General features: G+C 49.2%; 21 protein-coding genes and 1 pseudogene. 4 read left to right on the forward strand and 18 right to left on the reverse strand.

Annotated elements, in window-relative coordinates; translation table 11 throughout:
* Nucleotides 1–139: 139 nt before the first annotated feature.
* The 10 genes from ACSTTG_RS16825 to ACSTTG_RS16870 all read right to left on the reverse strand — a co-directional run bounded on the left by ACSTTG_RS16825 (nt 140) and on the right by ACSTTG_RS16870 (nt 15,400).
* On the reverse strand, nt 140–3,511 hold the full coding sequence (locus ACSTTG_RS16825; RefSeq protein WP_438475641.1) for a hypothetical protein: 3,372 nt from the start codon (nt 3,509–3,511) through the stop codon (nt 140–142).
* A 119-nt stretch (nt 3,512–3,630) separates the two neighbouring features.
* On the reverse strand, nt 3,631–5,295 hold the full coding sequence (locus ACSTTG_RS16830) for a sulfatase family protein (protein WP_438475642.1): 1,665 nt from the start codon (nt 5,293–5,295) through the stop codon (nt 3,631–3,633).
* Between the two features lie 44 nt (nt 5,296–5,339).
* Nucleotides 5,340–7,727 carry a beta-glucosidase BglX gene (gene bglX / locus ACSTTG_RS16835; RefSeq protein WP_438475643.1) on the reverse strand — a complete coding sequence of 796 codons (2,388 nt, stop codon included), beginning with the start codon at nt 7,725–7,727 and terminating at the stop codon, nt 5,340–5,342.
* A gap of 335 nt (nt 7,728–8,062) precedes the next feature.
* A complete protein-coding gene (locus tag ACSTTG_RS16840) occupies nt 8,063–8,458 on the reverse strand; it encodes a DUF2799 domain-containing protein (RefSeq protein WP_438475644.1) in 396 nt (131 codons plus the stop codon).
* 534 nt (nt 8,459–8,992) lie between these two features.
* Nucleotides 8,993–10,243 carry a hypothetical protein gene (locus tag ACSTTG_RS16845; protein WP_438475645.1) on the reverse strand — a complete coding sequence of 417 codons (1,251 nt, stop codon included), beginning with the start codon at nt 10,241–10,243 and terminating at the stop codon, nt 8,993–8,995.
* 6 nt (nt 10,244–10,249) lie between these two features.
* Nucleotides 10,250–12,106: a VWA domain-containing protein gene (locus tag ACSTTG_RS16850; RefSeq protein ID WP_438475646.1), complete on the reverse strand. Its 1,857-nt coding sequence runs from the start codon at nt 12,104–12,106 to the stop codon at nt 10,250–10,252.
* A complete protein-coding gene (locus ACSTTG_RS16855; RefSeq protein ID WP_438475647.1) occupies nt 12,099–13,067 on the reverse strand; it encodes a VWA domain-containing protein in 969 nt (322 codons plus the stop codon). Before ACSTTG_RS16855 ends, ACSTTG_RS16850 begins: the two co-directional genes overlap by 8 nt.
* Complete coding sequence (locus ACSTTG_RS16860; RefSeq protein WP_438457321.1) at nt 13,061–13,510, reverse strand: DUF4381 domain-containing protein; 450 nt, start codon at nt 13,508–13,510, stop codon at nt 13,061–13,063. Before ACSTTG_RS16860 ends, ACSTTG_RS16855 begins: the two co-directional genes overlap by 7 nt.
* 1 nt (nt 13,511) lies before the next feature.
* Nucleotides 13,512–14,435: a DUF58 domain-containing protein gene (locus tag ACSTTG_RS16865; protein WP_438475648.1), complete on the reverse strand. Its 924-nt coding sequence runs from the start codon at nt 14,433–14,435 to the stop codon at nt 13,512–13,514.
* Complete coding sequence (locus ACSTTG_RS16870) at nt 14,432–15,400, reverse strand: AAA family ATPase (protein ID WP_438475649.1); 969 nt, start codon at nt 15,398–15,400, stop codon at nt 14,432–14,434. Before ACSTTG_RS16870 ends, ACSTTG_RS16865 begins: the two co-directional genes overlap by 4 nt.
* A 465-nt stretch (nt 15,401–15,865) precedes the next feature.
* Between ACSTTG_RS16870 and ACSTTG_RS16875 the strand changes: the two genes are divergently transcribed.
* Together ACSTTG_RS16875 and ACSTTG_RS16880 are read left to right on the forward strand one after the other, a co-directional pair.
* Nucleotides 15,866–16,312 (forward strand): GNAT family N-acetyltransferase, encoded by a 447-nt coding sequence (locus ACSTTG_RS16875; protein WP_438475660.1) that lies wholly within the window; start codon nt 15,866–15,868, stop codon nt 16,310–16,312.
* A 166-nt stretch (nt 16,313–16,478) separates the two neighbouring features.
* A complete protein-coding gene (locus tag ACSTTG_RS16880; RefSeq protein WP_438457317.1) occupies nt 16,479–17,657 on the forward strand; it encodes an MFS transporter in 1,179 nt (392 codons plus the stop codon).
* Nucleotides 17,658–17,708: 51 nt separating this feature from the next.
* On the opposite strand, the gene ACSTTG_RS16885 is transcribed toward ACSTTG_RS16880, so the two are convergent.
* Both ACSTTG_RS16885 and ACSTTG_RS16890 read right to left on the reverse strand, forming a co-directional pair.
* The gene (locus tag ACSTTG_RS16885; protein WP_438475650.1) at nt 17,709–18,083 is read right to left on the reverse strand and encodes a thiol-disulfide oxidoreductase DCC family protein; all 375 of its coding nucleotides are present in this window, start codon (nt 18,081–18,083) and stop codon (nt 17,709–17,711) included.
* Between the two features lie 152 nt (nt 18,084–18,235).
* Complete coding sequence (locus ACSTTG_RS16890; RefSeq protein ID WP_438457315.1) at nt 18,236–18,676, reverse strand: exoribonuclease R; 441 nt, start codon at nt 18,674–18,676, stop codon at nt 18,236–18,238.
* Between the two features lie 137 nt (nt 18,677–18,813).
* Here ACSTTG_RS16890 and elbB point away from each other — a divergent pair, with 137 nt between their 5' ends.
* The gene (gene elbB / locus ACSTTG_RS16895; protein ID WP_438475651.1) at nt 18,814–19,461 is read left to right on the forward strand and encodes an isoprenoid biosynthesis glyoxalase ElbB; all 648 of its coding nucleotides are present in this window, start codon (nt 18,814–18,816) and stop codon (nt 19,459–19,461) included.
* A gap of 35 nt (nt 19,462–19,496) precedes the next feature.
* Here elbB and ACSTTG_RS16900 read toward each other — a convergent pair whose 3' ends face one another.
* On the reverse strand, nt 19,497–20,414 hold the full coding sequence (locus ACSTTG_RS16900; protein ID WP_438475652.1) for a LysR family transcriptional regulator: 918 nt from the start codon (nt 20,412–20,414) through the stop codon (nt 19,497–19,499).
* Nucleotides 20,415–20,553: 139 nt separating this feature from the next.
* Here ACSTTG_RS16900 and ACSTTG_RS16905 point away from each other — a divergent pair, with 139 nt between their 5' ends.
* Nucleotides 20,554–21,273: an SDR family oxidoreductase gene (locus tag ACSTTG_RS16905; RefSeq protein ID WP_438475653.1), complete on the forward strand. Its 720-nt coding sequence runs from the start codon at nt 20,554–20,556 to the stop codon at nt 21,271–21,273.
* 68 nt (nt 21,274–21,341) lie between these two features.
* On the opposite strand, the gene ACSTTG_RS16910 is transcribed toward ACSTTG_RS16905, so the two are convergent.
* The 5 genes and pseudogenes from ACSTTG_RS16910 to ACSTTG_RS16930 form a co-directional block, all read right to left on the reverse strand.
* A complete protein-coding gene (locus tag ACSTTG_RS16910; RefSeq protein ID WP_438475654.1) occupies nt 21,342–22,262 on the reverse strand; it encodes a LysR family transcriptional regulator in 921 nt (306 codons plus the stop codon).
* A gap of 251 nt (nt 22,263–22,513) precedes the next feature.
* Complete coding sequence (locus ACSTTG_RS16915; RefSeq protein WP_438457305.1) at nt 22,514–24,277, reverse strand: alkyl sulfatase dimerization domain-containing protein; 1,764 nt, start codon at nt 24,275–24,277, stop codon at nt 22,514–22,516.
* Between the two features lie 261 nt (nt 24,278–24,538).
* Nucleotides 24,539–24,916, reverse strand: coding sequence for a hypothetical protein (locus ACSTTG_RS16920; RefSeq protein ID WP_438475655.1), 378 nt, complete (start codon nt 24,914–24,916; stop codon nt 24,539–24,541).
* A 243-nt stretch (nt 24,917–25,159) separates the two neighbouring features.
* Nucleotides 25,160–25,300: pseudogene (locus ACSTTG_RS16925) on the reverse strand (HAD family hydrolase); the annotation flags it as partial.
* 81 nt (nt 25,301–25,381) lie between these two features.
* Nucleotides 25,382–26,734, reverse strand: a complete 1,353-nt coding sequence (locus ACSTTG_RS16930; RefSeq protein WP_438475524.1) for an ISNCY family transposase — start codon at nt 26,732–26,734, stop codon at nt 25,382–25,384.
* Between the last annotated feature and the right edge of the window lie 120 nt (nt 26,735–26,854).

The following is a 26,854-nucleotide window of genomic DNA, read 5'->3' on the forward strand; positions in this document are numbered from 1 at the left end:
ATTTCGATTGATTTTTACTCATTTCACACCAGGGATAGTTGGCGATAAAAACAACAAAGGGCGCATTATGCGCCCTTCTCATAAGTGGGGGGTTTAGGCCATGTTTAGGAGCATGGTTAAAAACTCGGCTAAGACCAGCTTAGCAGCCTGTTACCGAGCCTGTGCATTGTGTGGCATCAAACAGTTGCTCTTTGTAGACTCGCACGTTGTCGATGACTATAAAATCACCAAGATTTGATAGCTCTTTATCGCGTTGCTGCAGCCTAAACTTAAGATTAAACGCTGTTTCACCCGGTCGCTTGCGCATCGCAAAGGTCACTTCATTACCCGACTCCTGAGTGACACCGGCGGCATCCCACCAAAACATGGTGTCTTTATCAGGATCTGGGCCTTCATCTGGGTTGTGGATATCCACCTCAACATCAAATTTTGAGTTGCTCAAGTGCCTTTGACCAACATTAAAACGGATCAGGTAACGAGTACCATCAGGGTCATGGTTGATATCAAAGCTTTGATTTAGACGCTGCAGAGAATCGGTGCCGCTGAAGATCACTGAGCGCTCTCCATCAATGACTAAGTTTGGATCGATCGTTGTTTCCACACCGCCGCTGGTTGACGACCAACCTGATAATCCCTGTTCAAAGTCGCCATTGCTGATCGCCTGTGGATCAAGTGCGCCACGAGATAGCAACGAAGTATTGTCAAAAAGATAACTGTCGCTGTCACCGCCCTCTACGACATACTCGATTTGCAAGTACTCGCCATTGTCAGGTCTCAGTGTGATCGCCTCAAGTATCTGCGCTGAGGCGCTACTCGTGTCGTACTCGGTCTCGATCACTTGTCCAACTAAGCCAGAGTTTGGCTGGCTTGACCACCACACACGTAACTTAGCGACAGCCGAGCTTGTGCCCTCTGGTTTGACATAAGCGCTAACACGATACTCAGTACCGGTTAGAGCGAGTGGCAAATGCACCGCCTGCAACAAGGTCGCAAGACCGCCGCTATCCGGCGTCAATTTCGCCATTTGATTGTCGACGACCGCATAGCCAGAAACCACTTGCCAACCGGTAAGGTTGTTTTCAAAGTAAGGGTTTTCGAAACGCGGCTCGATACTGGAATCTAACTGCCCTTCAAGCTCTCCCTTAATATCATCAAGCTCAATCCAGTCACCCTGTGGGTCGCTAACCTCAAATGAAGCAAATCGCTTATTATCTGGAACGACAAACGGTGAGCGCTGATAACCAAACACCTCTCGCTGGCCATCAGCAGTAATACCAGTCACCAACCTTGGGGTGATCGCACTATAACGCACCACTTGATGATTGCTTTCGACTGCCCATGTCACACTAGGTCGATAAAACTCGTTTCTCACCCTTTGTGTCACGCCAGGCTGAATCGTTTCAGCTAGACCGACTGCACCAAACCAAAAATCCGCAATTCCTAAACCGTTGGTGACCATATCCGGCTCGGCCATCGACCATCGGCCAAGCAGTTGGATATTGTCATTCCCTGCACTATGCATTCGTTCCCGCTGACCGTCACGATAGGCTTGATAGCCGCCAACAACGGCTTGCGTGTAGCCGAGTTGACCAAAACCAAGTACCGCGGGGAAGTGGATAATGTCATCTGGGTGGCTCGCTGGGCCGTCATTATGATAGCGACCTTGCACGTTTGGGCTAAATCCTGCCGAGAACGCGGCAAAATAATCAAAGCCGAGGTCATCGGTCTCTGATTGTGTCGCTGCATAGTAGTTGCGATTGTGCTCTGCCCACGCCTCATCATTAAAGTGATGATCAAGGATCATTGGCGCGCCCATCACAATGAATGCAGAGTGGTCGGCACCAATCACCTCTTCGCCTTTTAGCCAGTCATCATACTTAAACCTATCTCGCTCATAGGTGTAGTGACCGTAATGATGGGTCGCATTGGGGTCTTGCGCGGCTGCAAGCTCACCAAATAGCCATGTCTCATTATTCATCATGTGATTCATGCGCTTGGGACCAAAATCATCCGACTCCCAAGTGGTGCGCTGCTCAGCTCGGATCACGTCGCCCGAACGCTTCAGCACTTGCTTTAAATATTGAAGGTATTGCGCGATGTTTGCATTGTTAGGATACATCTCCGCTGCTTTGTACACCGCTGGGAGAAACTTCATGCTGATGTAAACTTGCATCTGCGGGTTACTCTCATTCGGCGTGCCATCTGAGCGATAGTTACGCACAAAATGCCCATCAACACTTTTTACGCCGCCCAGTCCATCACCATACAAGCCTGCATGACGCTTGATCAGCAGCTCAATTAACGGCTCTATCTCAGGGTCTGGGGTTACTTGGTCGGCAATCATTAACAGATAGATGGCCCAGCCAACATTGTCGGCCATCGAATTGGTATAGGCTCGGTCCGCCATCAGTTTTGAGTGCAACAACCCCTCGGGTGACTCTCCAATGCCTGATGCCGTCAAACCCTTGATCGCGGCAACGTACTGCGCTAACTCATCATACATCCACTCATCAAAGCTAAGGCGTGTGTCCTTTTGTTCACGTTGGATCGTGGCTTGGCCGTCGTTATACAATAATCCACCATCAGCCGTGAGCGCGAAGCTGTGCCAGTTTCCTTCAGCGAGCATATACGGTTGTGGAGTGATGGCTCCGCCACGGCGCAGGTTGTCAACCGAAACATGTTTCACGCCCGTGACACTGCCCTGCTGCTCAGCGATATACAGACCGGCCGATGAGTCTTGACCATAAATACGGCTAAATGCCACACCCTGCAGCTGGTTCGACGAGTAGATTCGACTGGCACTGTTGCCATCTGCAGCCATCCGATAAAGGCCCTTGGTAGTGGCTAGGTACAGTGTTTCATCAACGGTATCCAAGGCAATATCGACCACCTTCGCGCCAGTATCCACCTTGTCATCAAGGCTAGGCGAGTTTTGTAGATAAACCGCATTCTTGTCCGCATTAAGCCGATAAACACCGTCTCCTGCACCCACGTACAAATGAGATTTAAAGAAGTGCATACCGACTTTCACGCCGCCCGAGTTAAGCTTGATCCGAGTAAAATCAGACAAGGTCTCGGTATTGGTGTTATAGGCTAAGATCGCACCATCAGCGCCATTGGCATCACACACGGCCAAGTACAAGAAACGCCCTGAGGGCGTAAAGGTCATCCCGCAAATCGGCGTTGCATGATTCAGGCTCATATCCGATACCAGCGCCGCAATCTCTTCTGCCGAGATTCGATGGGTCAGGTCTTGGCGAACATCACGAATCTCGATGGCCAAGCCGCTGCGCTCAGATACTGCGTAGTATCCTGCGAGTTTCGCCGCGGCGACTAAGCCCTCTTCAGCGCCATCAAAATGCCATTGTTGCGTGGCGATTTCTGGTGTCGGCCAGTCTATCGGTGGGGTTTCTTGCTTAGAATCACTGCTGTTACAACCGGCGAGTAGCACTGCACCAATGACGCTACTGAGTAGCCGCCTATCAAAAAGTGGTTGGTTAACTTTATTCATTATCACGTTATCTCAAATCGTACCCAGTCGATTGAGGGCTTAATTATGCATTAAGCCCTCAACGCCAGGTTATTGTTATGATAATCCACCAATTGCGTAAGCCACTGGTGGATAGGAGGTTACTTAAAGCTGTGTGGGAACAACTCTTGTAGGGAAGGGTTTGGATGACGCTCAAGAATTTCATCACGCCACTCTTCTAAGGGCCCAACACCATATTGCTGCTGCAACTCTGCCAGTTTGCTCTGTAAACGCTTGAGTTGGGGTGCATAGTCTGGGTTATTGATTAGGTTAACCATCTCACTCGGGTCCAACTCTAAGTCAAATAACTCCCACTCGTCGCCTGGGTTATAGAAATGGATCAGCTTATAGCGACCATCTGATACGCCGTAGTGTCTCGCGACATCGTGAAAGCCTGGGAACTCGTAATAGTGATAATACAGGGCATCACGCCACTCGATACCCTCTTGAGCGATTAATAGTGGTAGCAGTGACTCACCGTGTACGCCCTGTGGTGTCTCCAGGCCGGCTAACTCAAGGAAGGTCGGCGCATAATCGATGTTTTGAACTAGCTCTTCAACCACGCTACCCGCTTCAATCACGCCCGGTAGTTGCATCACCAATGGGGTTGAAAACGACTCTTCATACATAAAGCGCTTATCGTAGAAACCGTGTTCACCGAGGAAGAACCCCTGATCCGAGGTATAAACTACCAAGGTGTTATCAGTCAGTCCTTTCTCATCGAGGTAATCAAGCACTTGGCCAACACTTTCATCCACAGCAACAATAGTCGCTAGGTAGTCTTGCATGTAGCGCTGGTACTTCCACTCAGCCATCTCACGCTCTGACCAATCTGCCTCATTGGCGTTCATGTAGTCATTTCGCGCTCGATACGCCTCATCCCACTCTTTACGCTGCTCTTTAGTGAGACGCTCAAGCAAATGCGGCCAAATATCTTCACGCCACTCTCCATCACCTTCAGCTACCGTCATCTTGATATCATGGCCGTCTTGCGTGTGGTGAGCGATGGTCATGGTCTGCTGACTGGCTGCCTTACGTCCTTCATAGTTGTCGTAGAAGTTGTCCGGCAATGGGAACTCAACATCTTCAAACAGTCGAGTATGTCGCGGCGCTGGCATCCAGTTACGATGTGGCGCTTTGTGATGCATCAGCAGGGCGAACGGTTTGTCTTTATCACGCCCCTCTTCGAGCCAAGCAATGGTTTTGTCGGTGATCAAATCCGTGGTGTAGCCCATCTCCATCTTCACGCCCTGCTCAGTAATGAAGTCTGGGTTGTAATATTCCCCTTGGTCGTTAAGTATTTCCCAATGATCAAACTTAAAGCCATTTGGGATGCGGTTAATGTGCCATTTACCGATCATTGCCGTGGTATAGCCAGAATCTTGCAGCGTATTTGGCCAGTTAAACTGAGTGCCATCAAAGATCTGACCGTTATAGGTGAAGCCATTCTCATGACCAAACTTACCCGTTAGCATCGCCGCGCGACTGGGACCACACAGCGAGTTGGTAACATATGAGCGCTCAAATTTGGCGCCATTTTCAGCAATACGGTCAATATTGGGTGTTGGTGCTAATTTGGAGACGGGATGACCATAGGCACTCAGCGCTTGCACCGCATGATCATCAGACATGATAAACAGAATATTTGGGCGCTCAGCTTGTGAGTCAAGTTGAGAGTTGACCTCACTCGCCACAATAAGTGGGCTCGCTATAGCGCTGGCCACCAGAGTGCTAGCCACCAGACGGGAAAGTAGTGCTTTTTTCATAATGATTTCCTAAAAAAGCCCGTCATGGACGGGCTAATGACAATTTATTTTTCAACTAACTCAAAGCTGGCTTGCTTGACTTGATCTGAGGCCGTGCCGACAAACACATCGAACTGACCTGGCTCAACACCCCAGCTCATATCGGCGCGATAGAAGGCTAAATCCGCAGGTTTGAGGGTAAAGTTGATGGTCTTGCTCTCCCCTACCTCGAAATGAACTTTGTTGAAACCTTTAAGCTCTTTTACTGGGCGAGTAATCGAGCCAACATGTTGGCGAGTGTAAAGCTGGATAACTTCCTCACCGGCAAAATCACCGCTGTTGGTCACCTTAACCGATACCTCAAGCTCACCGTTCAGCGTCAGTTTATCGCTACTCAACTCAATATCACCGTAGTCAAACTGGGTGTAACTGAGGCCATGACCAAACGCATATAGCGGCGTGTTTGGCGAGTCGTCGTAGCGTGACTTGTAGTGCTCTTGGCGCTGGTTCGGGTTATCAGCAAAATAAGGACGTCCAGTGTTTTTCTCGTTGTAGTAGATAGGGATCTGTCCAACCGAGCGCGGGAAGGTCATCGGCAGCTTACCAGATGGTGCGTAATCACCTGAAATCACGTCCGCAACCGCCTGTCCACCCATGGTACCTGGATACCAAGCGTGCAAGATGGCGTCAACATTCTCATCCGCCCAACGCAGATCATTCGGTCGGCCACTCATTACAATCAGCACCATCGGCTTACCAAGTTTCTTCAGCTCTTCCATTACCTGCTGTTGGTTACCTGGTAATGTCAGCTCAACACGGCTTGACGCCTCGCCAGACTGACGCTGCTCCTCACCCATGACCATCACAATAACGTCTGATTTTTTCGCTGCGACAATTGCTTGCTCTAGCTCAACTTGTAGCGACTTATCGTCTTCGGTAATGCGAGGAACGCCGATCCCTTCAAGAGCTTTGATAGTTTGATCATCGTTGATATACGCGTAGCTTGCGCCTTTCGCGTAGTTGATCGTGACCTTGTCACCAAAGCGATGTGCCAAACCTTCACGCACCGTCACTGGGTGAGTCTTACGATCGCCGGCCGCCGCCCAGTTACCAATCATATCGAACTTGCTATCGGCCAGTGGGCCAATCAAGGCAATTGAGTTGATCTTGTCTGCATTCAGCGGCAAAGTTTGCTGATCATTTTTCAGCAATACCATGGATTTACGTGCAACATCGCGCGCGGCCGATAGGTTGGCACGATTTAGGATCTCACGCTCAGCACGCGCCTCATCATTGTAGCGATACGGGTCTTCGAACAAGCCAAGACGCCATTTCATCTCAAGAATGGTGCGTACGGATTGGTCAATTTTTGCCACATCAACCTTACCCTCTTCCACCAACTCTTCGAGGTAGTTGATATACAGTTGTCCGACCATGTCCATATCGGCGCCGGCATTGAAAGCGATCTCTGCTGCATGCTTGTCATCACGCGCATAACCATGTGGAACCAGTTCGTTGATCGCGGTGTAATCGGTAACAACGAAACCCTCAAAGCCCCATTGGTCGCGCAAGATATCTGTCAACAGGCGCTGGCTGCCCGTCGCTGGGATACCATTAAGGTCATTGAACGCAGTCATAAAGGTCGCCACGCCCGCATCGACCATAGCCTTAAATGGAGGCATCTGAGTGGTCCACAGCTCATGCTCAGACACATCGGTGGTATGGTAGTCGCGGCCCGCTTGAGACAGACCATAGCCGACAAAGTGCTTTGCCGTTGCCATCACGGTATCAGGCTGACTCAGATCCTCGCCCTGAAAACCCTCAACTCGCGCCACGGCCATGGCCGTCGACAAGAACACGTCCTCACCAGCAGCCTCCGAAACACGTCCCCAGCGAGGGTCACGAACCAGGTCTGCCATCGGGGCAAACGTCCACATGATCCCATCCGCTGCGGCTTCTTTTGCGGCAACCTGGGAACTCAGCTTCACCGCATCAAGGTCCCAAGTTGCGGCCTCACCAATTGATTGAGGGAAAATTGTCTTATGACCATGGATAATGTCGTGACCGACAATCAAAGGGATACCAAGGCGAGTGTCTTCAACCGCAATGCGCTGCAGGTCACGACCAAATTCAGCGCCGTAGGCGTTAAAGATTGCGCCAACCTGCCCATCACGGATCTGCTGCTCATAAGCCTCGTTAATAAATGGACCGGTTACATTGCGAAAGCCACTTTGCAAGTCCAGTTGCCCTACCTTCTCTTTGAGCGTCATCTGCTCAATAAGGTTATCGATAAACGCATCCATTTGCGCCTTATCATCTCGCCAATGACTCTCTGAAACCGAAGGGACTCGCTCGACATTGATTACATCACTAAACATTGTTGTGTCTGCCATCGCATAACCACCCATAATCAAACTCAATGTGAGTAAAGTCGGCTTAAACACTTTTTTCATAACCGTTCCATCACTATCTGTATCGACCACTACTGCATCATCTACACCCAAAGATGGGGGAAGAGAGGAGTAACGTTTCGACATAATCATCTAAAAAGCACTGGTAAATACGCACTTTAACCTTATTAATGCACTTTGATGGATATATATTTTATATATAGACAAAGGTAGGCAAGCACCCATAGAATGGATACTAATTCAGTCGAATCATTTCGACAATCGAGGAATAAAAAAAGTGAGAGCCCAATCGCGTACGACTCTCACTTTTTCTCAATAGTGGAAAAGAAGGCATGATTTTTTCTCCATGCCAAAAAACTTGTTGTATAACACAGTGGCTAATATGAGTAGAAATCACTCTCTCGGTCTAGGTATGTATCGCGCTCATTGTCATAGTTCATCTGATCGATTTCGGCATCGACCCAACCCTTGTTGTGCTGTACGGCAAATTCTGGATTGATCGCATCACAGCTTCCCTGGTAGTAAAAGCCGCTCAAGCCAAATTCATAACCATCTTGGCTGCAAAGCTCTTTTAGACCGGCGGCGTAGCCCTTACGATACTCACCATAGGTATTGCCCTCAAACCGCGCCTGTTCAAGCAATAACTCGCCGTGCATAGCCTCTTGATAGCCAAACTGCTCCCATGTCTGGCCGTAATTCAGTGCCACGGATGATGAGCAACCCACCAATGCCAAGCCTATACTCGCCAACACTAGCTTCATTTTTTGATTCATAGCTTACTCCTCCGTTGCACTGACCCTCTCACTCATTGCTAGAAATCAAGTCAAACCGAAAATCCTACAATAAGTGAAAATCAAGTTATTGATGATGACTTGTGTTTACATAATCAATATAACCTATTTTTACTAGTGCAACTTGGAATTTAATTATTGCTGAGATGTGAATCGATAAAGTGATTTTTGGATAAAATACGGTTGGCTTTTAGTTAATTTAATGTAGCTTACAACTTAGAATAGTCGAAACTGCGTAGCTGGATTCAATGCTGAAAATAAAATACACTACAAAAACAATAAGTTAAATAATTTTGTTTCACTAAATTTTGACAAAGTAAAGTTCAACTTATAGAAATAAGCCGAAATAATTGGCTTATTTCTATATTTTAAGGCAGGAACAAGAACAAAAATAATCTGTTTTGCTTGAATAAATAATAGATGTTTTAAATTAACTTTACTTAGAACTGTCTCACAAATGTAAATCACATGTAAATATCAGTACAAATACTTGAAAGATTGATGACTTTGAACTTGTCAAGGTGCTAGGGGCGCCAATACTTCCCTTGAGGCCTCGGGTGCTTTTATACCTTTGAGCTTTTGAGCCAAGGCTTGTCTCTGCACATCGCCGCCTTGTCCCTCATAGCGGTAACGCGCGGCGGTATATTCATCAAACTCAGCCTGACACGCCCGCTTTGCCCAACATGGAAGTTTTTGCCATGCCATCATCACCGCATGGGGTTGGTTACTTGCAAGCGCTAATTGCAGGCCTTCAATCGGTGATGGCGCTTGAGGGTCAGTAGCCGTTACAGTAAGATTTTTTCTGATTGCGATCAGCCTTTTATACGTCAGCAGCCAGGCAAACAACAAAACGCCTGAAATAGCTTGCCATACTAGAGCAGAACGGGCAAATGGGAGCGCCTGTTCAGTCACATCCGCGACCTTACTGCCCGCGGTTGCGCGCAGCTCAAGTGGCTCTACCGAATTCAATTTGGTTTGGTAATCACCGGTATCAAACCAAGGGATGGTGATGCCATCTAAAACAAGGACGCCCTCCTCACGCGGCACAATCACGTGGGTCAGCGTCATGACCATACCGCCATCTTTGGGCTTAAAGTCCGGCTGCTGTTTATAGACACTGACACTGTCTGGGTAATCGACTGTCAGCTTAGGGAATGAGTCGATATCCCGCTCAGCAATGAATAACCTTATCGTGCGCGTGATTGACTCGCCAATAGGCAGCAACGATGCCTCTAAAGACCAATGCTGGTCGAGGGTTAAATTCGATGTTGGCAACCACAATCCCTGATAGCCATCAGGTATCGATAAACTGTTCAGTGTCACGCTCGGCGCATGATTTCTGACCCGGCGACGTTGTCCCTGCTCGTCACTTTCCACATGGGTCAATGACGCACCTTCGATAGTGAGCGTTCCAACTTCGGTTGCTGATAGCAAAAACCGGTAGGTCGAGACGCGAAACTCATCGTTGCCAACAAAATAGTGCTGATGATCCTGACCTGCCCTTCTCACCTCAATGCCCTGCGCTTTGGGTGGGTTAACCCGGTTAAAATGGACATCGGCACGCGATTCAACCGTCAGCACATACTCCACCTCCGTTTGCGGATAGATGGTCTCGTTGTATAGCTCACCGCTCAAGTTAATCAGGCCGTCCAGTTCGTTACTTGGCTGACTTGACGCCAGTGCTTGGCACCAAGGCGCCATAATACCAATTACAATACTGGGTATTAGAGCAAATCGTGCCAAGTGCACGCGAAGGAATTTACGCATTGTTAATCACCATTCAATGTCTAGTGGTTGTGTTTTTTGCTGTGATTGCTTGCGCTCGGCCTGCCTTAGCAATAAATTGCGCAGCAGCAATGAGCGATCATCTTGGATTTTATTCAGGCGGTTAAGCACCGGGTTCACCTCACCGAGTTCACTGAGCTGCTGCATGATCGCCTCCAACTCCTCTTCCGAAGGCGTGCCAAAGTCTATATCACCGTACCCCTCTGAAAACTTATCGGCGTCGTATTCACCCGTCTCCTGTCTTTGGTGCTCACTGGCACCAGCCGATGACTCACCTTGTGTTTGTTGCTGAGTCTCATCATCTGACTGCTCGCTCCCTTGTGCTGCGCCGCCTTGTTCGTCTCCTCCCTGCTCTGGGACGTTTTCATTGTCCGTGTCGGCTTCCATATTGTCTTGCGCCCCACTATTTTGCTCATCGCTGTGCTCTTCACGCTCTTCTTCACCTTCTGCCTCACCACTCTCTTGCTGGTCTGAGTCACCGGATGCAGAAGGGTTATCACTATCCACCACTTCTTTTTGCAATTGCAATGCCTCTTGAACCCTGTGACGATTGACCTTGGCACTGAGATGATCGGGGTCAAGCGCAAGGACCTGATCATAGTGCTCTAGCGCGAGCTCTAGTTGACCCGCCATCGCGAGCGCGTTGGCGAGATTATAAGCGTTGCTCTCATCCTCAATCGTCAGGAAAACCTCCACTGCACCCGCATAATCGCCAGCTTGATAAAGGGCGACTCCCTGCCACGTCGGATCAGTAAACGCATCCGCCGCTTGGTGATAGTGTTGTTTTTGGAAGTGGGCGTATCCTTGACGATCATCATTGGCAAGCCACTGCAGCCAGCTTTGTGCTTGAGCCATCTCAGGATTAATGCTCACCATCAGCACGATTGACCACACCACGCCGCGTCGAAATAACACCACAAGTAGACCTGCTATTGGCCACAGCAGCCAGTAGCCATCATTAATGTATTGCAGAGACCAACGCTCTCTTTGCTCATCCATCTCTTGTCGATAGCGCAGTTGAACCAGGTGATCATGCAGCGCGTGAATATCTCTGTGCGACGGCTCATAAGTGACCGCCACCCCATCATGCTCACTGACCAAACGCATTAAACGCTCAGGGACCAATTTAGACACAATCTCGTTGGCTTGCTCATCGAGTACAGTAACGCCATCCAGATCGAGCAACGGGGCACCTTCAACCGTGCTGACGGCATAAGTGGATAAGGTAAATGCTGCGTTATTGAGTACCCGGGTCAGCGCTTGCTTCTCAGCCTTGCTGATGCCTGTGGTGACCAGCACTATATCCCCCTGCTCAAAACCAGCTTGGGTTAACAGAGTCAATGCTTCGTGCACACCTTGCGCCGCATTCTTGCCTGTCGTTGGCATGATGGCCGGGCTAAGATGCTCGATGTGTGTCAGTACAGCGTTATTGTCGTGCGTCAGTGGGCTGATGACATAACCAACATCGGTGTAGGCCACCAAGCCGGTATAACCCTCATCAAGCTGCTTGACCAGATCCGTAACCTTATAGAACGCCTGCTGAAATCGGCTCGGTGCGATATCTTGACTGTACATCGATTGCGACATATCCATCACAATCACCCGCGCCCTTTGCAATTGCGACTGCGGCAGATCGCTCTCTCGCCAGTGTGGCCCAGCCATCGCAACGGCGCTTAACGCCACAATAAGTGCTATACACCACTCGAACAAATTAGTGTGCTTTTGTGGCTTGTGTTGTAAATGCTCAGCCACCAACGGGACACGCTTAGCCCGCTGCTGCTTCCACCACAGTGCCGGAATAATCAACAAAACCAATAGCCACCAAGGGGCAAAAAAATTAATCATGCGACCTCCGAATGACCACTAAAGTTATTAAAAACAACAAACTAACCAGCAGAGGGTCCATAAATAGGTCATAGCGTGGCTGCCAGGTTTGCTCAGCATCGGATATTGGCTCCAGTCCATCTATCATTGAGTACACCTTTGCCAGTTCATCCTGATTGCGGGCGCGGAAGTATTCACCTCCGGTCAGCTCTGCCATATCGGTCAATAGTTCTTCATCCAAATCCCAGGCAGGGTTGGTTTCATACAGCTCACCAAACACGTTCTCAACCAACATCGACTCAGCGCCGAGACCGACGCTGTAGATGGTCACCCCACTCTCTTTGGCCAGCTCCGCTGCCGCCATCGGCTCAACCGCACCAATGGTGTTACTGCCATCACTGAGCAAGACCATCACACGCTGCGAGGCATCACTATCGATAAAGGTCTTGGTCGCAATTGCCACCCCTTCACCGATCGCTGTCATATAGCCCACCAAACCGAGGCTTAGGTCCGCGATCTGCTGCTCTAAACTATGTAAATCAAGCGTCAATGGTGTATGCAAATAACCATGATCGGCAAACAGCACCAGCCCAAGGCGGTCCCCCTGACGATGGCGAACAAAGTCGCTTAATACCGCTTTCATTGCTGTCATGCGACTGATTGGTGCCCCATCGAGCGCATTCATATCTTCAATGTCCATCGAGCCCGATAAGTCGACCACCAGCATCACATCGCGGTGCTCCATCGGCGTCGGTATCGACTCCCCTAGCCAGACTGGTTTAGCAAGCGCAATCACAAGGAAAAACCATGCAGCGAAAAGCAGCAACATAGAGCGCTTATCTTGGCGTTTGCCGCTTTTCATTTCACTGGGCAAGCGACCGATTTGCAAAATCTGCTCAGGTTCAGCCATGGGCAAGACATGCCGTACTAACCAAGGCAGCGGCAACAAAAGTAGCAACCAGGCAAACTCAAAAACTAACATCTTGCCCCCATTCGAAGCTGTTTGATCCACTCGCGGCTTGCCTCAATACAGTCTTGCCAATCCCGCTGTGTCGGTGAGATTTGTTGATACAGACCTGTGTGCCAGCTTGGCTCAAGCCGCTGGAACTTAGGCTCGGCTAAGTCCCTATCAAGCCACTCAAGCCAGGCTTTTCCACTGAGCCCTGCCACCTCTTCACGAGTAAAATGGGTCAACGCCACTTGCCTTAATAGGCGATCTAGCGCTGGCAGGTTGGCACTGTGCTCGATGGCAATAAGCTGTCTCAGCGCAAAGCGCTTGGTTTTACTCTTTGCATGCCAGATGGCAAAGCAGGTCACACCGGCAAGGCTGATACCCATTATTAGCAACCAAAAGATTGTTGGTAGCGGCCACCAACTGGGCTCAAGTGGGATCTCAAGCGGAGCAAGGTTCAACTCACTGTTCACGTTACCCTCCCAATTGGCTAAGCAAAGGCTGCGCGGCAGTCACTTCATAGATAGGGGCTTGCCAGCGATTAGATAAGCGCTTGAGCCTTGCGCGATGCTGAGCAAAGTCATCAGACAGGTGCGCTCTGGTATGCTTGGATGAAAAGTTCAGTTGCAGGGCGCGTAATCGGTCACCTAACCAAGCATTACCACGAAATTGGGTTTGACCCAACTCAAGCGGGTCGTATATATGCACCAGTCGCAGGCGATTATGCTGGGCTAACTGCTCAAGGCTCCGCTCTGCATCAGCGTCTAAATTGTTGAAGTCACTGATGATCACCACATCGCTCCCTTTAGGGCAAAGCCGATGTAGCTGCTTCATCGCTTGGCGAAAGCGTCTTTGTCCGCTTTGCGGTGATACCTGCTGCGCTTGGCTTTGAGCATCGAGCTGAGTATGACGTAAGGCATTGATCACCTGTAACGGCCCCTGTTGACGCGCGGTCGGCATACAGTCTTCAACACGCTGATCGCCAATCACAACCGCGCCAACCCTGTCCTTCTGCGCCACAGCAAGCCACGCCACCAAGCTGGCAAGATGACCGGCTTGCACCGACTTAAACAGCAGTTTCGTTCCCCACTGCATGCTCGAGGTCAGATCGACCGCCAACATGACTGGACACTCGCGCTCTTCGACATAGAGCTTGGTGTGTGGCTTGCCAACACGCGCCGTGATACGCCAGTCTATCGAGCGCACGTCATCGCCATTTTGATATGGGCGCACCTCAGAAAAGTCCATTCCACGCCCTTTGGTCACGCTGTCGTTTTGACCACTCAGATAAGACCAAATACTGCGAGAGGGGGGCAACCAACGCTGCGAGTGGCGCTGGTAATACAAAAGCTCCGCCAGACTTAAAGCTTGGCCATCACTGTGACGGGGTAAGATCATGCGCTTGTCACCAAGGCTAACAAGCGGTCAATAATTTGCTCTGCAGATATGCCCTCTGCCTGCGCCTCATAGCTGCGCAGCAATCGATGTCGGAGCACGGGATAAGCCATACTGATCACATCTTCTGGGGTGACATAATCTCTCCCAGCAAGCCAAGCATGGGCTCTGGCGCAACGATCGAGTGCCAATGTCGCCCTTGGGCTGACGCCCATTTGCAGCCAGCTAGCTAATTGGTCATCGTATTGCTGTGGATCGCGCGTTGCGAGGACCAAACGCAGGATGTACTCCTCCACTTCTTCTGCCATATACAAGCTCAGCGCCTGTTCGCGCGCAGTAAAGATCTCGTTTTGGCTTAACTCCACCGCCTCGCTCGCGCTCACGCCTAAGGCTTCGCCGCGGTTAAGGCGCAAGATGGCGCGCTCACTGTCTAAGTCTGGGTAGCTAACCTGCAGTTGAATCAAGAAGCGGTCAAGCTGCGCCTCGGGCAGCGGATATGTGCCCTCTTGCTCTATCGGGTTTTGGGTCGCCATAACCAAAAATAGATCCGGCAGCGAGTAGGTCTGCTTACCCACGGTGATCTGCTTTTCTGCCATTGCCTCAAGCATGGCCGATTGGACCTTCGCTGGGGCTCGGTTGATCTCATCAGCTAGGATGAGGGAATGAAAAATAGGCCCAGCCTGAAAATCGAACTTTCCCGTTTCTGCTCGATAGATATCGGTGCCGGTTAAGTCGGCAGGCAGCAGATCGGGCGTAAACTGTAGGCGTTGAAAGCTACCCTCGATACAATCCGACAGCACCTTAACCGCGCGGGTTTTCGCCAAACCGGGAGGCCCCTCAACCAGTATGTGTCCATCCGCAAGCAAAGCGATCAGCAACTGCCGAATTAAATCCGGCTGACCAATCACCTGAGATTGAAGATAGAGATTAAGCGCTTGAAATTTTCCGGTGAGCGACTGATCAGACATGCAAAACCCTTGTGTTAAATCTATGAATACGTCAAGAAAGCCATTACAAGAAACAACAATCGAAACGTTTATACTGCGGCACAAGAATACCAACTTCTCACACAAGCGAAAGGCACTAAGGTGAAGATCTGTGAAAGTAATCTCAATAATTTCAGGGTAAGGTGGTAGGCCATATCCGACATTAAACTGGAATAATAGATAAAAATATTTCTCAGTTTTTGTCTATTTACTCACCATACCCTCCCCTCCTTAACGTGACACGGTCACATTACTTTTGTTCGCAAGTGATTGGTAGTGGTTTCAAGTAACGTACTTATACTGAAGTTGTAAGCCTGTTTAGATCGGTATCTGGCAACTGCTCCAATCGGTCGCTAAAATAGGTGCAAGTTATCAATGCCACATCCGTTAAACTTGAGTATTCCATCACACACCATGACCAGTACCCCACGCTTTAACCTCGACAGAGTGCACTATCGTCAAGCGGCACCTCAGTCCATTCCTTTGCCTTTGTTGCTCGAGGCGGATCCTGATGAGCAATCGATCGATCAATACCTCGACAGCTCACAGTGCTACTGCGCTGCGTTAGATGATGACATCATCGGCGTTGTGGTACTCAATCGCAGCGGCACAAATGTCTGTGAAATTCTCAACGTTGCCGTCAATCCAGATTACCAAGCCAAAGGCGTAGGCACGCAGTTACTGCAATATACGCTTGAGCAACTGACTATGCAGGGGATCAAGCGGGTTGAACTCGGCACAGGCACCTTTGGCTATCAACTGACTTATTATCAGCGATTGGGCTTTCGTGTTGACCGCATAGAAAAGGATCACTTCGTTAACAACTACCCAGAGCCTATTTGGGAAAATGGGATTCGCCACTTCGATATGTTGAGGCTATATATCAACCTGTAAGTCACTGGAGAGCGTAATGGTTTATAAGCTGAGGTAAGATTAAGGTGCCGTTACAATACCCTGGTTGTACCTGTCTCATTTGCCTCGCTTTAATCACGCATTATTGTTGTGTATTTGTTGCATTTTGCGCTAAAGTGTTGCTCTATCGTCGTTCCGGAATCCAGTCATGTCCAGTAGTAAAACGTGGAAAACCCCGCACAATTTTCTGATCATCGTCTCGATCATCGTGCCGATAGCCTTCTCAAGTTGGATGGCACTGCTGAATAACTTTGTTATCGAGAGAGCCAATTTTGACGGAGCAGACATAGGTTTGCTGCAGAGCGTACGTGAGATCCCGGGGTTTCTCGCCTTTACCGCCATCTTTGTGATTGGGTTTATCAAAGAGCAGCGCTTTATGATCATTTCACTGGCGATGCTCACTCTAGGTGTAGTAGCAACCGGCTTTTTCCCGAGTATGTGGGGGCTAATGCTCACCACACTGTTGATGTCGACTGGCTTTCATTACTTCGAGACCTTAAAGCAATCCCTCTCGCTCCAATGGTTGAGCAAAGACGAAGCGCCAGAGATGTTGGGCAAATTGATTTCTGTTGGTGCGCTTGCGTCTTTAATTACATACGCTGCCCTGTGGCTATGTTTAGAACAATTTCAGTTAGATTACCAATGGGTATATCTGCTATTCGGTGGCGCCGGGTTTGTCCTCTTGGTGTGGATCGCGTTTGCGTTCCCTAACTTTGAAACACAGACCCAGCAAACCACTAAGTTGGTACTGCGTAAACGCTACTGGCTCTACTACGCATTGACCTTTATGAGTGGTGCCCGTCGGCAGATCTTCACTGTATTTGCCGGTTTTCTTTTGGTCGAAAAGTTTGGCTACTCTGCCGCCGACATTACCTTGCTGTTTCTGCTCAATTATCTGTTTAACTTTCTGTTTGCCAAAAAGATTGGCCGTTTTATCGGCCGAGTTGGTGAGCGCAAGGCGCTGATCTTTGAGTATGTGGGTCTGATTGGTGTGTTTGTCGGCTACGCGGTAGTTGAAACAGCTGAATGGGCGGCAGCGCTGTATATCATTGACCACTTGTTCTTCGCCTTAGCGCTGGCAATAAAGACCTATTTCCAGAAAATTGCCGACCCTGCCGATATGGCCTCGACGGCCGGAGTAAGCTTTACTATCAACCATATCGCTGCGGTGGCTATCCCTGTCGCTTTTGGTATTGTCTGGCTTACCTCTCCCGCACTAGTGTTTTATGCTGGCGCGGCAATGGCCGCAGTATCCTTGGTGCTGTCGCTTAACATCCCTCGTCACCCAAGTGAGCACAACGAAGTAAAGGTTTTTAACTGGAACTAGCGGCTATCAAAGGCTTTACGCACAGGGGCGAACACAGCGCTTAACAAGGCGTTACTTACAGTTGCAGCGAGATTGGCCCGTTAACAGCCTTGAGATAAGGTAGCGATGACGAGCAAAGCGCAGATAGAGCCAGTCTGCCACGGGTTTTATGCCCCACCAGCGCAGCGGGGCATACAGCCAGCCTCGACCAACCAATTGCCAAGCCCGATGCGCCGCGTCAAGTCCAAGCAGCAACTTACCTTGCTCATCGATAGCGTGCAAAATATCGCTGGCACGCTGTGGGTCAATCTGTGGGTAGTGCTTGATATCTGGGCTAAATATATCGACGGTTTTAATGCGCTCGAGCTCATCGTGCTTGCTCAGGGCTTTCATCTCTTTGACGCATAGCGGGCAAGTCGCATCGTAGAAAACGGTCAGAGTCGCCATAGTTTGCTCCTTAATAGGTTTTAGCTAGGGTTACGCTGTGAGCTTGGCAAGGATCATTTGATCATAGCGGATAGTGATGTGGCTACTGTCTTCTCCAAATAGAAAAAAAGCACCCTAAGGTGCTCGTTTTGGCAATCAAGCCGACATGACATTTACTTAGCGCCAATCTCTGCGTATTGACGAAGTAAATCTGTAAGGGTTGCGACCCACTCAATCACATTACTTGGCGCTTGCTTGAGCACAACCTCAACATGGTTACAATGCACCTCAAGCGAAATCGCGCGCTCTAGCTGAAAAGAGACCGCATAGAAATGCCACAGCAATAGACGCTGCATACGCTGGATATTTTGCGTAGCGTTCTCCGACTCGGCAAACAACGCAGGCAATTCTGCAAGCGCAATCGCACTCAGGCGCAGCATGGCATCAAACTGTGCTTCTTGCAGGCGCTCCTCTGATTCAGTCTCTTCACTCTCAAAGGTAAACAGCTCGCTAACCGACTCTTCCGGTACCAAGCGGTGAATAAGTCGCAGGGCAAGCTCGGTCAATTCATCTTTATTTGCCTGGTTTAGCGAATCGTAGGTGTAATCTAGCATAGGGATCTCAGGTTGACTGTTTTCGGCTATTTTAGTGCTTGCACACAAAATTGCTATCTCAACGTAACCCACCTGCTGCAAGGGCAAACAAGCTGTGGCAATATGGCCTCAGAATTGCTCAAAAAAGGAACAACTCGATGAAAAAAATTGCCGTTGTACTCTCGGGCTCTGGTGTTTTCGATGGAACCGAACTTAATGAAGCGGTGCTGACCTTCTTAGCACTCGAGCAACATCAACTCAGTTACGAAACCTTTGCGCCGAATATCGCCCAGGCACACTGCGTTAACCACTACTCAGGCGAGGTGGTTGAAGAGCAGCGTAATGTGTTGGTTGAAGCCAACCGGATTACTCGCTCCACTACCCAAGACTTGGATGAGTTGAACCCCGATGACTTCGATGCCTTGCTGTTTGTTGGCGGTTTTGGTGCGGCGAAAAACCTGTCCAACTTTGCGTTTACCGAGGGCGAATACGAGGTGTTGCCGTCAGTGAAAGGGCTGATTGAGCGTTTTCACCAAGACAATAAGTTTATTGTTGGCTTGTGCATTACCCCAGTACTACTGGCCAATGTACTTTCCGGCGTAACCCTGACACTTGGCAAAGACAAAGACATCGCAGCACTGATGCAGTCCAAAGGACACACTCATATCGACTGTCCAACCGAGGATTGTGTGGTTGACCAAGCCAATCGATTGATTACTACACCTGCCTATATGACGGCCCAGTGTGTGCTCGATGCCCACCTTGGGATACAAGCGACAGTCAAAGCGTTGGCCGACCGCCTTTGATCTCGGTGAGTTAGCAGCTGAGCGATTAAAGTTGCCTAGCTGCTAATAAAGCGCACCGCTCGACGCCGTGCAAAACTCACTGTCACATGCTCAATAAAAGCCCGAATACGCTTGGGCTGAAACCTGTCTCGATGATAAAGCATCGAGAAGTCAACGCTGGGAATCTTCCAGTCCTCAAACACCTCAACCAAAAGCCCTTGTTTTAACTCCTCACGGCAGTAAACCTCAGGTACGCGGATAATGCCTTGTCCCGCTGTCGCGGCCTTGACCAAGACACGGCCATTTTTACATGCAAGCGGCCCGCTGACATTAAGCTCGTAGGTCTGCTGCCCATCATTATGCAAAAAGCGCCATCGCGTCACTGACCCAGTTATGCACTGATGGTCGTTCAATTCACGCGGGTGCTGTGGTCGCCCCTTTCGAGCGAGATAGTCTCTGCTCGCCAAGGTGACGATATTGATATCGGCTAGCTTACGTGCGACAAATCCCGAGTCATCGAGCTTACCCATACGAAACGCCACATCAAAGTCATCATCGATCAAATCGACTCGGTGGCTGCTAAAGTCCAACTTAAGACTCACCTCGGGGTACTGACTCAGATAATCATTGGCAATATCCGCGATCAGCTCCTCACCGAGGTAACCACCCACGCAGTTGACCCTGAGCTCACCCTTGATCGAGTTTATCTCATCGATGGTGTTAAGCAGTGCATTGTCGATGTCACCCAAGGCCGCCGCACACTGTTTGTAGAGCGTGCTACCCGCATCGGTCAAACGTAAAGTTCGAGTGGTACGGATCACTAGCGTCACCCCGAGCTTTGCTTCCAGACTACTGATCTGACGTGAAACATGTGAGCGAGAAACCCCAAGTGCTTCTGCAGCCTTGGTGAAATTACCCTGCTGAACCACCAGCACCAAGGCGCGCACATCCGCCAAGTTAACTGATTCGATCATCGCCCACTTCCTTCGATTATTGTTGCACCACAACAACAGTGTTTCACTTAAAGTGATATATATCAACAAAGCCCTCTCGACTATGCTTTATCTCGTCGACGTAAACGGCGTGATAAGACACTCACATAGGAGAGAGAAAATGAAAAAACTGATTGTAATCACTGGCGCAAGTTCTGGTATTGGTGAGGTGATAGCTCGTCGCTTGAGTGACGCTGGCCACCCTCTCCTACTATTAGCGCGACGTATTGAGCGCTTACAGGCATTGAACTTGCCCAACACTCTGTGCGCGCAAGTCGACGTCACTGATAAGGCATCATTTGATGCGGCGATCGCCAAAGCCGAACAACAATATGGTCCAGTTGATGGTCTGGTCAACAACGCTGGTGCCATGCTATTAGGTCAAATCGATACCCAAGATGCAGCTGAGTGGCGACGCATGTTTGATGTCAATGTATTGGGTTTACTAAACGGGATGCAGGCAGTACTTTCACCAATGATCGAGCACAATCGCGGCACGATCATCAATATCAGCTCGATTGCGGGTAAAAAGACCTTCCCTAATCACGCCGCTTACTGTGGCACTAAGTTCGCTGTCCATGCTATCTCAGAGAATGTGCGTGAAGAAGTTGCCGCAGCGAATGTCCGAGTCACCACTATCGCCCCGGGTGCGGTTGAAACCGAACTGTTGTCGCATACGTCTTCACAAGAGATCAAAGACGGCTACGACACTTGGAAGAATGAAATGGGCGGGGTATTGGCTGCCGATGATGTCGCTCGTGCGGTGGAGTTTGCTTACAACCAACCTCAGAACGTGTGTATTCGAGAGATTGCTTTGGCACCAACCAAGCAGCAACCATAGTAAATACCAACCACTGCAACATCAGGCTTGGTAATCGATTACCAAGCCTAAATCACTACCTATTTGCCCTAACTCTCACCTGTAACCAAAGCTTTCCTGACTACATCAATCAGCCATTGATGCTTTTTACTGTAGCGATTCTTTTTGTGTACATAAGCATAGATTGGATGCTCCAACCTAAAGTCATGCTCAGTCACCTGAATAACCTTTAGCTTATCACTATGTTGCAGCACGGAGTTTTTATACATCGGACTGACCGCATCCGAGTGGATGAGTATATCCACAATCGCCTCAAATGAGGGGGAGCTGATCCCAATGGTGTAATCCATCTCCATGCTGGCTAGTTTTTTCAGTAGTGCTTGGGTTACCCCAATCGGTAAGGCGGAGTCATGCACCAGTGCAAATTCGTACTTCAACAGCTCTTTTAACGTGACTGTCCCCTCAAGTGGGTGATCCTTGCGTACCGCAAACCAGGTCTCGTGGGTACCCACTTCGGTGCTAGAGACAATTTTTTGTGAGGGTCGGTCTAACTCAATGACCATCTCTGTGTCTGAGCACAGGAGATCACTGAGGTGTTCACTTATATAGGGGTTAACAATCAACCTCGCCTTTGGCGCTACCCGTTTTACTGCTCGATATAATCTGGGCGTGAGCCAGGGGATCTGATGTCGGCCAATTGAGATCTTAATTGTTTCATCAAGCTCAGACGGGTCAAAAGCCCCTGCCTGCTGCACCTCACTCTCCAGTGAGGAAAGTAGTCCATTCACCCTCTCATACAACGAGTCGGCAAATGGAGTAGGCAAGAACCCACTCGGCGATTTAACAAACAGCGTCTCACCAAAGTAGTCGTTAAGCTTGGATATTTTCACACTCAAAGATGGCGCCGTAATGTGTAACTTCTTCGCTGCCTGACGCAGCTTCTTCTCCTCATAAGTCGTGACAAACGCCGTGAGTAGATTGAGGTCGATCCTCTTTTGTTTTTCTGACACTAACCAAGCTCCTTACTATCGTAATTAGAACTTAACACAGTAAAATCAGAAACAGTCTCTGTTTGTCCGATCTTTTAAACCATAATCTGCAGTACTTCAAAGCGAGTCTGATCGAAGAGAAAGCGGTAAGCTGTCCAAGCAGTCCCCCTAGCCTCTCGAAGCAACGCGATCTCGCCTCCCGCCTTTTTCCCCCAGGAAATAAAAAAGCCCACGGCAATCACGTGGGCAAAGTCTCTATTTACAAAAACAGATTAGTACATTGGACGCACTGCGAACTCTTCAAACAGATGCAGCATTGAATCGTCTGCCGCGATCTCGCTTGCTTTAAGCTCACCAGCGTAGTACTGGCCAAACTGCGCTGAGGTCAGCTTAAGCGTCTCGTTGGCTGGGCGGTAGTTTGAAGCCACATCTGGCACATACTCTGCTACGCCGTTACGAATATCGTAACCATATTGCTCGCCGTCGATATCAAGTACAAAGAAGCCCGACACACCCGATGCTTTTTCCGGCACGATACGCACGCGCATATAATCAACTGCAGTCGCAACATCGTTGCTTGCCCACTCAGCAGATTGTACCTCAGTCATGGTCACGGCTTGGTTGCCCTCCAGCGACTGCGCCGCCGACATGTACATATTACGAGCGATAATACCCGGTGACAGTCGACCAAGCTCACGGAACGTGCTCGCCAGGTTCTGACGTGCCACCTCATCAGCTGGGTCATTGTGATACATCAGTACCGCTAGCTCTTTAGCCCAAAGAAATTCACCTGCTGCATAGGCACGTTTGTATTCCTCTTTGAGCCCATCCTCGCCGATAAGACTAATCATGTTTGCGGCAAGAACATTGTTTGGTAGGTTGTGCATATCCTCGGCATAGCCAGAGAACCAACCAGCATTAATTGCCGGTGTCGCTTCATAGAAATGCTCTCGCTGGCCATACATATTGTTTACGTATGGGTGCTCTTTAAGTGACTGAGGTGCCTTGATGACATGCTTAAGCTGATCAGGGCGAACACCGTTATTGGTATGGCGAATAGCTTGGTCATAGGTGAACTGCATCGAGTCCATAACCGCTTCAATCGTGGTGCGAATCTGCTCTTTACCATGCATTGGCTTTGAGCCTGCACCTGAGGTCATTAGGATCTCAGGCTCAAGATCACGGATGAGCTTCAAATCACCGATCCACTGTGTCGGCGAGCGATATTGGTCACCACGCAGCGTGTAAGAGTTTTGCGATGCCATCACCACATTGTCGATGACCATGTCGTACTCTGGGATGTAATAAGTTACCGTATCCACTGCATCAGTGATCGCATGGTAACCAATAATCTCCAGCCCGCCAACGGTGATAGAGTCCCCATGACCAAGTGGGTGCGTGACCTCCATAAAGGCAGATTCTTTGATCACATGCTCCATACCCGTTGGCGACATATCGGCAGGGTTATGTTCTGCTGAGATATTGATACCAAATTGGTTCTTCGCACGAGCATTAAGCGTGTTCAAAAGCTCTGGGATTGGGGTCGCGGCAATCGCTCCCTCGCCCTTAGTTGCCTCAAGTTCGTTGGCAATCTCATGACCAATGATGATCGCTTCATCGCCATCGAGTAGGGTTCTGGTGCCATATTGGTAGTGCGAGTGGTCATAGGTTACCGCAATCACTGGTTTGGTCGAGATATGCTCACGGATATAGTCACGGAATGCTGTACCGTCCGCCGCAGACTCACCGGTATTCCAAACGATCAATCCCTCTTCAAGCTCCATCACCACTGGGGCGTAGAACGGTCCAAACATCTGGTAAACGCCAGGGATCACCTCTTCGTGACGCAACTGTTCAGAGACTTTACCAATCTCAAAGAATCCAGTTACATCCTCAATATTGGCAACGATGCCATTAGGCAAAGTCACGGGCGAGCCTGCTGGGGTAGGACTGCCATTATAGTGGGTGTAGTCAACGCCGGCGCTAACGCCAAAAGAAAGTGCAGAGATAGCCAATGCTAGTATGTTCTTTTTCATAGTAACCTCTTTTTGATTACCATCAGGCTACCAGCTCGAGAATCAGTCGAATATTTAACAGATGATAATTCGGTGTTAGTTAAAAACTAACACTAATAACGCAACTTAACCTTGGTCAATACAGTGCAACATCAAAAAGAAGATCGTCAAAAGATGACTATCAAGAACCAAATTATCTAGGTGGGACCAAGTAATTGAATAAGGGGAAGACGTTATCCCGCGCCGAATTTCGGCGCGGTTTATTATGGCTAGTCGTTCTACTTAACTACGACAGATAATGCCATACTCCTTGGCATCAACATAATGACCTGGCTTGCCCTCAGGCGTAGTGCACTGATAAGTTGCCTTAACAGTCTGCAGCGCAAAAGACGAACAAACTTGGCCGTACTCTTTCGCATCGATGAATCGACCTGGTTCACCACTTGCTGTCTCACATTGCGCATAGCTGTTATGCACAGTAAATGGCACACACAGATGGCCATACTGTTTGGCGTCAACTACCTTGCCGAGCTTGCCACTATCTGTAGTACAAACACTGCTCGCCTGAGTGGTTTGGTTTGGATGGGCATTATAACCGGCTTGCGCGTAACCCATAACTAGCACGGTGCTCGCCGCCACAATCACTGTTAGTTTGTTCATTGTTCTATCTCCCTTTCACTGTTTTCAGCGGGGAGAACACTTAAACAACCACCTCGGAACACACCCGCTAACTCGATTCTACGAGTTAGATCTAGGTCACACTGTCTTAAATATGAGACGGTCGCAATACTAAGAGAAATATCAACAAAATTAAACTGCCCAAAACACACATCTGGCACGGCGAACTCAACACACTCAATAACTACTCGTTCCCCGGAACAAAGTGATACTCGCTACCCGCCCCTAAAAATGAACCCCAAGCTTATTCAACTCTCGCTCACACTGAAGTGCGTCTAGAAACTGGATCGCTTTAATTCCCAGACTCTGAGCCCCAGCGACATTATGCGGCATATCATCAATAAACACGGTTTGTGAAGCGCGCAACCTGTCAATCCCAGTTAAAAATGTCCTGTCTTCAGCAAAGTAGAAATGTCCCTTTGAGGGTGTCTTAACAGAGTAGGAGAGTTAGGTCTTCGAGTTGGATGACTGAAATGATTCTGGGTCTGTAAGGACAGGATTGATTGCTCGGAGTTGCTCTTGCAGGGCGCGATGCTGGGCTTTGCGTTTTGGGGCCTTTTTGCTTCGGGTGCGTTTCTGCTGTTGCTCAAATTCTTCCTGTTTTTGCTGGGCAAATTTCAACACATTGCCCAGTCGCTTGTTATCCACCACTTGAGCCTGGTTGACGTTATTGAGCTTATCGAACGTTTTGAAGTTGAGTTTGCGATACCCATATTGGATGGCAATCTCGCCATTGGGGTAATCGAGTACCTTGACATTTTCATGGATCAATCGGGTATTTTCCTCCGTATCTTCAATCATATAGATGACTTTATCGTACTGAAATGTCAATGATTTTGAGAGCTTGCGGATCTCTTGCCAGCTAAAGATATCGTCCAACTCTTGCTCCGTTTCTCGTACGTTTCGATGCATGTCTTTCGGATATTTGGCCGGCTTGGCAAAGCGTTGATTAAAGTCAGCGATGAAGTAGGGAAGCCAAGCATTGGCCTCTTCAATGGTGCTGATCCCTTGCAAGCGCATCTCTTTGACTAAGCGGTCTTGTAGCGTTAAGTTGGCTCGCTCAACACGGCCTTTGGCTTGCGAGCTGTTCGCACAAATCAGTTCGATCCCCAACTCCTGTAAGACACGCCCATATTGCGTTTGTCCGACTTGTTTTCGTTGCTCTTGATTGACCCGAAATATCGAGTGCTTATCACTGTAGAGTGCCACGGGCTTGCCGTGCTCGCGCACATACTCTCGAGTCACGACCATGTAATCAAACGCAGATTCGGTCTCACTGAACCTCAGATTCATCAGGCGGCCCGTGGCGTCATCAACGAAGACCAGTAAGCAGCACTTGTCGCTGCGTCCTTCAAACCAGTCATGATGAGAGCCGTCAATTTGAACCAGTTCGCCAAGACAATCTCTACGATAACGAGGCTGATAAACGCGAGGCTGCCGCTGAGAATGCGGTACCCAGAGGCCATCGGCAATCATCCATTGACGTAAGGTCTCATTGGAAACCGGCAAGTTATGGATCTCTAGCAGTTTTTCTTGAGCGAATGTTGGAGCAAAGTCTGCGTAGTGCTTTCGAACAATGGCTAAGATAGTGTGACGATAATCATCGGGGATACGATTATTACTTGGTTTACCGCGAGCACCGTGTGCCAAACTAGCCGCACCGAATTCTCGTAGGCGGTTCATTAGACGCTGTACTTGGCGCTCACTCAGGTTTAGGATCTCAGCCGCATCTGCACGGCGTAAACGATGTTCACAAACATCATTGATCACTTTGTAACGTGAAAGGTCTTTGTCACTCATAGTTACCAACATCCCAATATCCCTTAAACAGGTTTACACAAGAATGAGGCTAGTTGTAGAACCTAAAAAAGAGACATTTTAACTTTGCTATAAAGTGACATTACAACTTTGGCCCTACAC

Source organism: Vibrio glycogenivorans (assembly GCF_051660965.1).
Taxonomy (GTDB): Bacteria; Pseudomonadota; Gammaproteobacteria; order Enterobacterales; family Vibrionaceae; genus Vibrio.

Bases quoted from the DNA above. Each gene is read 5' to 3' on its own strand.
- ACSTTG_RS16825 (WP_438475641.1), bottom strand. From the start codon at position 3,511: ATGAATAAAGTTAACCAACCACTTTTTGATAGGCGGCTACTCAGTAGC.
- ACSTTG_RS16830 (WP_438475642.1), bottom strand. From the start codon at position 5,295: ATGAAAAAAGCACTACTTTCCCGTCTGGTGGCTAGCACTCTGGTGGCC.
- bglX (WP_438475643.1), bottom strand. From the start codon at position 7,727: ATGAAAAAAGTGTTTAAGCCGACTTTACTCACATTGAGTTTGATTATG.
- ACSTTG_RS16840 (WP_438475644.1), bottom strand. From the start codon at position 8,458: ATGAATCAAAAAATGAAGCTAGTGTTGGCGAGTATAGGCTTGGCATTG.
- ACSTTG_RS16845 (WP_438475645.1), bottom strand. From the start codon at position 10,243: ATGCGTAAATTCCTTCGCGTGCACTTGGCACGATTTGCTCTAATACCC.
- ACSTTG_RS16850 (WP_438475646.1), bottom strand. From the start codon at position 12,106: ATGATTAATTTTTTTGCCCCTTGGTGGCTATTGGTTTTGTTGATTATT.
- ACSTTG_RS16855 (WP_438475647.1), bottom strand. From the start codon at position 13,067: ATGTTAGTTTTTGAGTTTGCCTGGTTGCTACTTTTGTTGCCGCTGCCT.
- ACSTTG_RS16865 (WP_438475648.1), bottom strand. From the start codon at position 14,435: ATGATCTTACCCCGTCACAGTGATGGCCAAGCTTTAAGTCTGGCGGAG.
- ACSTTG_RS16870 (WP_438475649.1), bottom strand. From the start codon at position 15,400: ATGTCTGATCAGTCGCTCACCGGAAAATTTCAAGCGCTTAATCTCTAT.
- ACSTTG_RS16880 (WP_438457317.1), top strand. From the start codon at position 16,479: ATGTCCAGTAGTAAAACGTGGAAAACCCCGCACAATTTTCTGATCATC.
- ACSTTG_RS16885 (WP_438475650.1), bottom strand. From the start codon at position 18,083: ATGGCGACTCTGACCGTTTTCTACGATGCGACTTGCCCGCTATGCGTC.
- ACSTTG_RS16890 (WP_438457315.1), bottom strand. From the start codon at position 18,676: ATGCTAGATTACACCTACGATTCGCTAAACCAGGCAAATAAAGATGAA.
- elbB (WP_438475651.1), top strand. From the start codon at position 18,814: ATGAAAAAAATTGCCGTTGTACTCTCGGGCTCTGGTGTTTTCGATGGA.
- ACSTTG_RS16900 (WP_438475652.1), bottom strand. From the start codon at position 20,414: ATGATCGAATCAGTTAACTTGGCGGATGTGCGCGCCTTGGTGCTGGTG.
- ACSTTG_RS16905 (WP_438475653.1), top strand. From the start codon at position 20,554: ATGAAAAAACTGATTGTAATCACTGGCGCAAGTTCTGGTATTGGTGAG.
- ACSTTG_RS16915 (WP_438457305.1), bottom strand. From the start codon at position 24,277: ATGAAAAAGAACATACTAGCATTGGCTATCTCTGCACTTTCTTTTGGC.
- ACSTTG_RS16920 (WP_438475655.1), bottom strand. From the start codon at position 24,916: ATGAACAAACTAACAGTGATTGTGGCGGCGAGCACCGTGCTAGTTATG.
- ACSTTG_RS16930 (WP_438475524.1), bottom strand. From the start codon at position 26,734: ATGAGTGACAAAGACCTTTCACGTTACAAAGTGATCAATGATGTTTGT.